This window comes from Pontibacterium sp., assembly GCF_041587635.1.
Lineage (GTDB): Bacteria > Pseudomonadota > Gammaproteobacteria > Pseudomonadales > Balneatricaceae > Pontibacterium.
On the sequence record NZ_JBFGYC010000174.1, the window covers coordinates 1 to 7,045 of the forward strand.

13 protein-coding genes are annotated in these 7,045 nt (G+C 51.0%); 2 read left to right on the forward strand and 11 right to left on the reverse strand.

Annotated elements, in window-relative coordinates; translation table 11 throughout:
• Positions 1–54: 54 nt before the first annotated feature.
• The gene (locus ABYW01_RS10215) at positions 55–237 is read right to left on the reverse strand and encodes a hypothetical protein (protein ID WP_372832501.1); all 183 of its coding nucleotides are present in this window, start codon (positions 235–237) and stop codon (positions 55–57) included.
• Positions 238–839: 602 nt separating this feature from the next.
• Between ABYW01_RS10215 and ABYW01_RS10220 the strand changes: the two genes are divergently transcribed.
• On the forward strand, positions 840–1,082 hold the full coding sequence (locus tag ABYW01_RS10220; RefSeq protein ID WP_372832503.1) for a hypothetical protein: 243 nt from the start codon (positions 840–842) through the stop codon (positions 1,080–1,082).
• Here the strand turns inward: ABYW01_RS10220 and ABYW01_RS10225 are convergent.
• From ABYW01_RS10225 to ABYW01_RS10270, 10 genes are all read right to left on the reverse strand, one after another.
• Positions 1,065–2,420, reverse strand: coding sequence for a zonular occludens toxin family protein (locus ABYW01_RS10225; RefSeq protein WP_372832504.1), 1,356 nt, complete (start codon positions 2,418–2,420; stop codon positions 1,065–1,067). The two genes, ABYW01_RS10220 and ABYW01_RS10225, sit on opposite strands and share 18 nt — an antisense overlap.
• The gene (locus ABYW01_RS10230; protein WP_372832505.1) at positions 2,417–2,740 is read right to left on the reverse strand and encodes a hypothetical protein; all 324 of its coding nucleotides are present in this window, start codon (positions 2,738–2,740) and stop codon (positions 2,417–2,419) included. The genes ABYW01_RS10225 and ABYW01_RS10230 overlap by 4 nt, the downstream gene beginning before the upstream one ends.
• 3 nt (positions 2,741–2,743) lie before the next feature.
• Positions 2,744–4,153 carry a hypothetical protein gene (locus ABYW01_RS10235; protein ID WP_372832506.1) on the reverse strand — a complete coding sequence of 470 codons (1,410 nt, stop codon included), beginning with the start codon at positions 4,151–4,153 and terminating at the stop codon, positions 2,744–2,746.
• 232 nt (positions 4,154–4,385) lie between these two features.
• A complete protein-coding gene (locus tag ABYW01_RS10240; protein WP_372832507.1) occupies positions 4,386–4,667 on the reverse strand; it encodes a hypothetical protein in 282 nt (93 codons plus the stop codon).
• 13 nt (positions 4,668–4,680) lie between these two features.
• Positions 4,681–4,992, reverse strand: a complete 312-nt coding sequence (locus ABYW01_RS10245; RefSeq protein ID WP_372832509.1) for a hypothetical protein — start codon at positions 4,990–4,992, stop codon at positions 4,681–4,683.
• Positions 4,992–5,297, reverse strand: coding sequence for a hypothetical protein (locus ABYW01_RS10250; RefSeq protein ID WP_372832511.1), 306 nt, complete (start codon positions 5,295–5,297; stop codon positions 4,992–4,994). Before ABYW01_RS10250 ends, ABYW01_RS10245 begins: the two co-directional genes overlap by 1 nt.
• A gap of 24 nt (positions 5,298–5,321) precedes the next feature.
• Complete coding sequence (locus tag ABYW01_RS10255; RefSeq protein ID WP_372832513.1) at positions 5,322–5,654, reverse strand: hypothetical protein; 333 nt, start codon at positions 5,652–5,654, stop codon at positions 5,322–5,324.
• A 337-nt stretch (positions 5,655–5,991) separates the two neighbouring features.
• Entirely contained in the window at positions 5,992–6,153 is a 162-nt protein-coding gene (locus tag ABYW01_RS10260; RefSeq protein WP_372832514.1) for a hypothetical protein, read from the reverse strand.
• Positions 6,146–6,331, reverse strand: coding sequence for a hypothetical protein (locus ABYW01_RS10265; RefSeq protein WP_372832516.1), 186 nt, complete (start codon positions 6,329–6,331; stop codon positions 6,146–6,148). Before ABYW01_RS10265 ends, ABYW01_RS10260 begins: the two co-directional genes overlap by 8 nt.
• On the reverse strand, positions 6,328–6,576 hold the full coding sequence (locus tag ABYW01_RS10270; RefSeq protein ID WP_372832517.1) for a MerR family DNA-binding transcriptional regulator: 249 nt from the start codon (positions 6,574–6,576) through the stop codon (positions 6,328–6,330). The genes ABYW01_RS10265 and ABYW01_RS10270 overlap by 4 nt, the downstream gene beginning before the upstream one ends.
• Before the next feature lie 100 nt (positions 6,577–6,676).
• Here ABYW01_RS10270 and ABYW01_RS10275 point away from each other — a divergent pair.
• Positions 6,677–7,045: helix-turn-helix transcriptional regulator (locus ABYW01_RS10275; protein WP_372832518.1), on the forward strand; the 369-nt coding region annotated here is incomplete at its 3' end.

A 7,045-nucleotide genomic window follows, 5' to 3' on the forward strand; every position in this document is an offset into this window, starting at 1 on the left:
AATCTGCGATGATCATCTGGTTGAATAAACTAACAACCTGCTCTTCTGTATAAGTCATTCCGACATACCAGCTTGGTTAAAAAGGACTTTTTCAACATGACCTTTACCTTCGCAATGGCTGCACAACTCCATGCAATTATTAGAGGGGGGATCAATTGTGCGGCATCCTGTAAGGCCATAACCTAGACAGTCAGGACACTCTAAAAGCTCAGAAATAGCTTCTGAATCCAGTGTCATCTGTTCTCCTAACCTTCCATATGTAAGCTCTATCATGTGTATCTCCAAAATTAAGTACTTATGGGCGTTTTAACGTACCCCCGCCGGTAACGACCCGGCCGGTTCAAACCTGATTCCCGACCCCTATCCGAGGCGGTTCGAAGCTAAAGCCGGGACTACTAACGCATACCAGTGGGAGGCATCCCACGCCCACACCGCGCCCCGCCCCCGATGCCGTGGGGCTGGTATTTATAGCCGCTGACAAATCAGCAGGACTTTGCTTACTCAATGGGGCGTTGCCCCAGCCGTGCGGCTCCCCCACAAGGGGCAAAGTTGCCCCTTGACCCCCTAATATGTTGGCTGGGCAGTGATCCTGAACCCCGTAGCGCGTAACCCGCGTATCGAGAAAGTAAACGCCAAGCGCTTCGCGTTGTTCGGACCGCTTAACCATTGCGGCAACTGGAGAGATCAACGGGCTAGATAGTCGGAGACAACGCGGGCGGTCCGTCCAAGCATTGACTGTCTCGAAACGCTCAGTTCTGTGATGTTCATCAGCAATGGCCGCCCATGCTCGCAAGCGAGCGCGACCATCACTGATAAACCAGCGCGGAGAGGAACACGACATGGAAAAGGGAATCTGGGTACAGCTACTGCTACCGATGGCGCTACCCGAAATGCCAAAACGGAAGAAGCCCGCACGCACACGCAAAGCGCAGGTTCTGCCGGTTTCGGTACAGCTGAACCTGCGCTTTGATCTGGCCGCGCTGATCAGCTTTAAACCGCGTAAACCGTCCTTGTTCAAACGTGCCATTGTCTGGGTCTCTAATAGATTAAATAAACTGTTCCGCTCACATGTGGGACGCTGAGAGCTTCGTTGCAACTGTTGGCATGGGTGCGCGAACGTCTACGGGTTCAACTGGGGATAACCTGCGAGCAATGAACGGACGTACCAAATACACGACATCATTACGCTGAAGGCGTAACCCTGCGGACCCATAGTGCTCCTGGTACCCATACGCTTGAATTTCGTCCTGTGTGAATTCATCTACCCGAGTTCCGTTCTCGTAGACGGTTACACGGTAATAGAGCTTTTCACGCCCCGGCACATAGAGCACCGCAGCCAACCGAACATCGTATTGAGGGGAGAAATACTCGGCGAGCGGATCGGTAGCGACAGAAGCGACTTTTTGTAGTTGCGTTGAATGTGACGCCGACCCAGAAGAAGGAGCGGCAGGAGATGCTAGACGGTCAAACTGACCCGCAATATCAGTCTGAGTAACATCGCTACGATCATCATGCCTGCGACTGCCAGCACCAGCTTCAGAACGCCCTTTAACAGACGCTTTATCACCTGTCGGAGGAGGCCCATTGAGAAGCGGACTGGTGTCGAGGAAATCAACGAAGAGATAGCCGAACCAGAAGAGAATGAGGAAAATCGCCCCGAAAACCATCTGTAGCTTAGGGTCTCGATATAGAGGACGAGCTTCTGATGTACCTTTGGCTTTTCCTGTTTTAGTGCTTTGATAACAGGCGAAGACTCTTTGGTCTGCCTTATAGGTTTTTGGCGAACCCATGTAATGACTGAGTTGCTTGCCGCTGGTTTCTGCGTCATGGGTGAACTCCTTCCATTTGTTCTTCCACCACGGCAGGATCGCGCCCATGCCACGGTGACGATAAGCCACTTCGACTACAGTCCGAACTTCATCATGCACTTTAGCGATGTTGGGCGTGGTCAGGTAAATATCCCAGTTGTAGTGACGATGCTGATCGAAAGCATTTTCGACGGTCTCGGGGCGGTCGTAGTCACCATCCCAGAGCGGACAGTCCCTCTTGATCGACTCTTCTGAACGAAGCTCACCGTCTGCATCTGTCAGTACTAGGTCAAACTTCTTTAGGTCACGGTTACGTTTCTTCGACCAGACACGTTGGGTTTCATCTATGGCGATCAACGCGCCTTTAGGCACCCAGTGAAAGAACCGAGCCATTGCATCAAAGCCTTTGGCGCTGTCGGCTTCCACAAAGATGATTTCAGCACTGGCGGGTAGCTTGCAGCCCATCGCTTCTTCGATCCGTTCCAGAGACTCAAAGCCGCGAATATTCGTGACTACGGTCCGCCCTTTTTCTAGCGCGGGAATCATGGCGCGTTGAACCGTACCGAAGGATTTAAAAGAACCAGGGGGACCATGATGGACAACGGCGGTCATGACATCATCCTCCACAGCCAGACAGTGATATGGGAGTTCAGCACCAGATTGGCGGCTTCGGGAATACGGTAGCGAGTCAGAAAGGCCATCAAGTTACTGTCGATGTTGCCCCAGTAGGTTTGGATCAAGCCGGACAGGTTCAGCTGGTCCAGCATCGCTTCACCGACGAACCAGAGCTGCTGCATCACAACCGCTTTTAACTTGAAGTACCAAACGATGATAAACATGGTGACTTGAGCAAAGATTTCATGGATGAAGTTGTAAGAATCAACCACCATGAAGTCATACATGCCCTGTATGGCTTCTAATATCTCATTCATGACTTACCCCCTAAACATGACCACAGCGGCATAGAGTGCAGCACCGGCCATGACCAATGCGGCTAAACCAAATTCATCGAAGTACGGCACCCAGCGGGTAATGCCTATATCCCCCTCGATACCCCGCACAGTCACAATGCTTTGCTGTAAGGCACCGCCACCACCACTCAGACTAAAACCGAGCCGATCCGATGCTTCCGATTTAATTCGATTCCACTCGTCCTGAAACTCTGTCTTGGCAGTGCTTATCTTTGTGGATATATCGCCAAACTGACCTTTTGCGGTATTGGTGAAGTCGTTAATGCACTTATCCATAAGCGGATTGGTATCACAGGTCTGTCGTTCCTCACCCTCTGCGGCATCATCATCGCCTTGTACCGGTCCGGTGCTTTCTTCCCTGTCTGTTAAGTTACCGTTAGCGTCATAGGTTTCTGTTGTCGTTGAGGTCTGGGAAGCCGAACCGCCCGGCGTCTGGGATACCGTGATCTGGTTGTTCGAGTTGTCGATGTTGTAGATCGTCTGGGGATGCTGCGTATAGGAAATGTTGTTCGTTGTCTCGATGGTTTGAGAACCGTCAGGAGCTGTTGTGGTGGTTGTAGTTTGGGTGTCTGTTCTCGTTATGCCATCACTCTCTGTGATGATGGTCACGTCATCACGTGTCTCAACAACCGAGCCATCACCACGGTTCTCTGTGGTAATGTCAGTTTTCGTTGTAACCGTTTGGTCGCCGACCATTTCGGTGACAGGGGTAGTCGATGTTGTGGTGGTGTTGGATTGACGGGTATCGGTCACACCCTCGGATTCATTCGGTGCACCGTCTTCAGAACCATCTGAATAGGTAATGCCACTATCTGGCGGTGATGCAGCAGGTTCGCCAGTGGCTACGTATTCGGCGTAGCAGTTCCAGCGCTGATTACCTTGCTGATCGTAGGCGAAGAGTTTGCAATCAGGCTTAGAGGATTCAACTCGGTTATATCCACAGCCATTGCTTTCAATTGAGGCACCGACGCTGGAGCTGTTACTGATGTTGATCGTAAAGCCGTTACCCTCACCGCCATTCATGTTGCTGGGTATTTCGGTTTTGGTGTAGCCGAGGCGCTTGGTTTCTCCAGCTGAAGGACAATCTACAGGCGGCGGCTGACATAGCGCCGATGTATCAGTGTTAGCGCAGTAGTACCGCTGAACAAAACCAGAAAACTGATGATTACTATCTTTATGACTCTGTGACGGATAAAACTTACCCTGGAAATAATCAGGACCGAACAAAACCGGAGGCGATATAGACGAAGACCCCGGATAATTAGACAACATCGCTTCCCATGCCTCGGATAGCGTATGCCCCGACCCATAACTTCCCGATGTTTGCTCTACGTAATAAACGCCCGCCTGATATTCCCCTTCTGAATGAGCCAACTTGGCCCCCAGAAACGACAATAAGAACACCAGCGAAACAGCAACTTGATTCCCCCAATACCGCCAATTAAAAGACGGTATGAACCAGCTTTTTATCTTCCCTCTCATAAACGAAAGTCCTCAGAAAAGAAAAAGGAGGCCGAAGCCCCCTTATGCGATGCGGCCGGTGTACCAGCCGTACTTAAACGAGGACCACCACGCCACGGCCAGTAACAACGACAGAATCATGCTGTTACTTACGCAACAGGCCGTAGATGATCGCAAAGCCGGTGATCAGCAGCGCCACACCGATCAGGCCCGCAATAACCAGATTTACAGAGGTGCCGGTTGCATCATATGCCGCAGTGATCGCGGTGTTCTGTTCACCGGTCAGGGCCATTGCATTGGAGGCAACAAACGCACCACCCACCGCAACCGCTGTGCCGACTGATTTAGCCATGCCAACACCCTTAGAACGCAGTGTGCCGAAGGCTTGAGAAGCGCGTTCAGAGCGCGAAGTTAAGAACTTAGACATAGGAGTTTTCCCCTTACTTTTTACCTAATAACCGGGCTACGACACCTGCACCCCAACCCTTAGCGAACAGGATGATGCACCCGAACAAAACCGTGCTGAAAAGCACCGGATCAAATGTGAACAGATCAACCATGACTTGATTGAACTGTTCGATTGCTGCTGCCAACCGTTCTACACTCTCTGAGCTGAGTTCAGTTGACGATTGTGTCTGTTGGGCGATGAACTCAAATTCAGCTTGTGAAAGCTCGTCAAAGCCCGTGGAGCAGTGCCACCAGTTGCCGGATGAATCCGTTCGAATATCACCTTCGCAACTGGTGTAAGTCATTACTTAGCCGCTGCCGGTTGTGCAGCCTGACGAGCGATTGGAGAAGCACCAACAACGTACTGTTCCAGCTTGTCTTTAGCGCCCTGGCGAAACTCAACAACCAGCTCCATATCGCCCGGAATGTTTCCGCGCAGGCTATCCAGCACATCGAACTCACCGGACAGTTTCATCGGTGGCTGACCGATCTTGTCTTGCTCATCAATCTTGTCGCCCAACACATACAGCTGAGCGGCTTCATATCCATCCAGCTTGAAACGCTTAGCTGCCAATACCTTCACTTTCAGAGTTGCTTTCATACCGTTCATAAGATTCACCTATCAGTCATGTCTTTAACGTGCTTCCCGCGATTGACTGCCACAGCGCGGACACGTGATTAATTTCGAGTTGTACTCCCGTATCTGGAACGGGAAAAAACAGTTACGTGGGGGCCGGTCGTACTGGCCGCCAGGGGAGATCAACAGCACTGCCGGAACGTCCTTTCCGCGAACCAGTGCGTTGACCCCACCCATCGGAGTTGTGGACTCCCGAATATCAAAGGCGAGGCACGTTCTAAGTGCATTTGCCTCTTCATGCGTTAACAGGGCTGAAGCGCCACCGGATAACGCACGACAAATTTTGTCCAAGGCGCACAGGGCCAGCTTTTCTTGCTTGTTCAGTCTCATGCTCGGGCCCTTGTTAGCGATGGTTTACGTAATGCACGGCGTGGTAACTCAGTTATCACCGGCTCATCTGTTGGTGCTGGCTGAAGCGGTACGCGGATGTCATAACCACATGCACAGATCACTGAATCTTCAGACGCTGGCGCACCAACTAAGCCTCTACACCGAAAACAGCGGTACCACTTGCTGTCCTGACCTTCCTTTCGATGATCGGTGAAAGGCCGTTTTGCGATTGCCGCTTTAACTGGAGCCGTACATGTACAGACGCCGTTCACGCCACCACACACGAGACAATGACCGCGCTGTTCAGCGGTTAGGTGGTTAGCGCGAAGTTGTCTATTCATGAGGGGCTGCACCCACGGCCAACGGCATGTAAAACCGTGGGTGCGTCAGCCAACAGGGTTATCCCCGTCAGCAGACCTAAACGTGGGGTAGGGTGAGCTACCCCACGCCCCAAGCCGTGTTTGTGCATTGGTACGGCTTTTGGGGAACCTTTACTCATCGTCTGTTTCCTCCTGGGAGCAGTACGCAACCGGATTAATCGTGAAATCGATGATCACAAACCCGATAAACAGAGCGATGGCGTTTAGTAAGTAAAAAGTCGATTCAATATCGAAATCGAAAACGAAGCCCGATCCGACGAATGCAACGAGTGCGATGATCAGAATGCGGTTGATCATCGTGACACCCCTTCTAACTGCTGATGTACCCATTCCTGACCCTTTTCAGAGAGCCACTGTTGGAGGGATATGCAGTTGATAAAGGTGCGTTTAGACGCGGTAGAACCGTTGGAGAGCTTCACCGTTGGGAGGTAGCCCTCTTTGACGTAATGCCTGACTTGATCAGTTGATACGCCCACACGGTCAGCAAATTCCTTCTGATCCATGAAAGGCGGGAGGTTTGAGAGGTTGCCGTTTAATTCCATGCCGTTTTACCTTTGGGATATACTGATTCGTTGACGACTAAATCAACATTAAGTGTCACTAGTGACCCTTTGAAAGACACGATAGTGTCAGAGGTGACCCTTGTCAACAATATTTGGCGAGAAAGTTAGGTGTATCCGAATTCGAGAAGGGCTGACTCAGCCTGAATTCTCAGAGCTGACTGGGATTTCTCTCAATACAATCAAGAACTTCGAAGTGAAGGGGCGTGAAATAACGAGTCAGAATTTGCATCTGATAACCAATCACTCTAGGTTGCAGAAGTACGCTCTCTGGCTAATGACGGGACAGGTTGCGCCAAGCGCAGGACAAGTTAGTCCAGCGGATACGGAGAATACAACGAGCTTACGAAATACCATTGTTGGTATTCTAGAATCAGTGGAGACAACTGGAGCTCTACTGACACCAGAACAAACAGCAGATTTGATTCTGGAACAGTTAAGTACTAGAAAG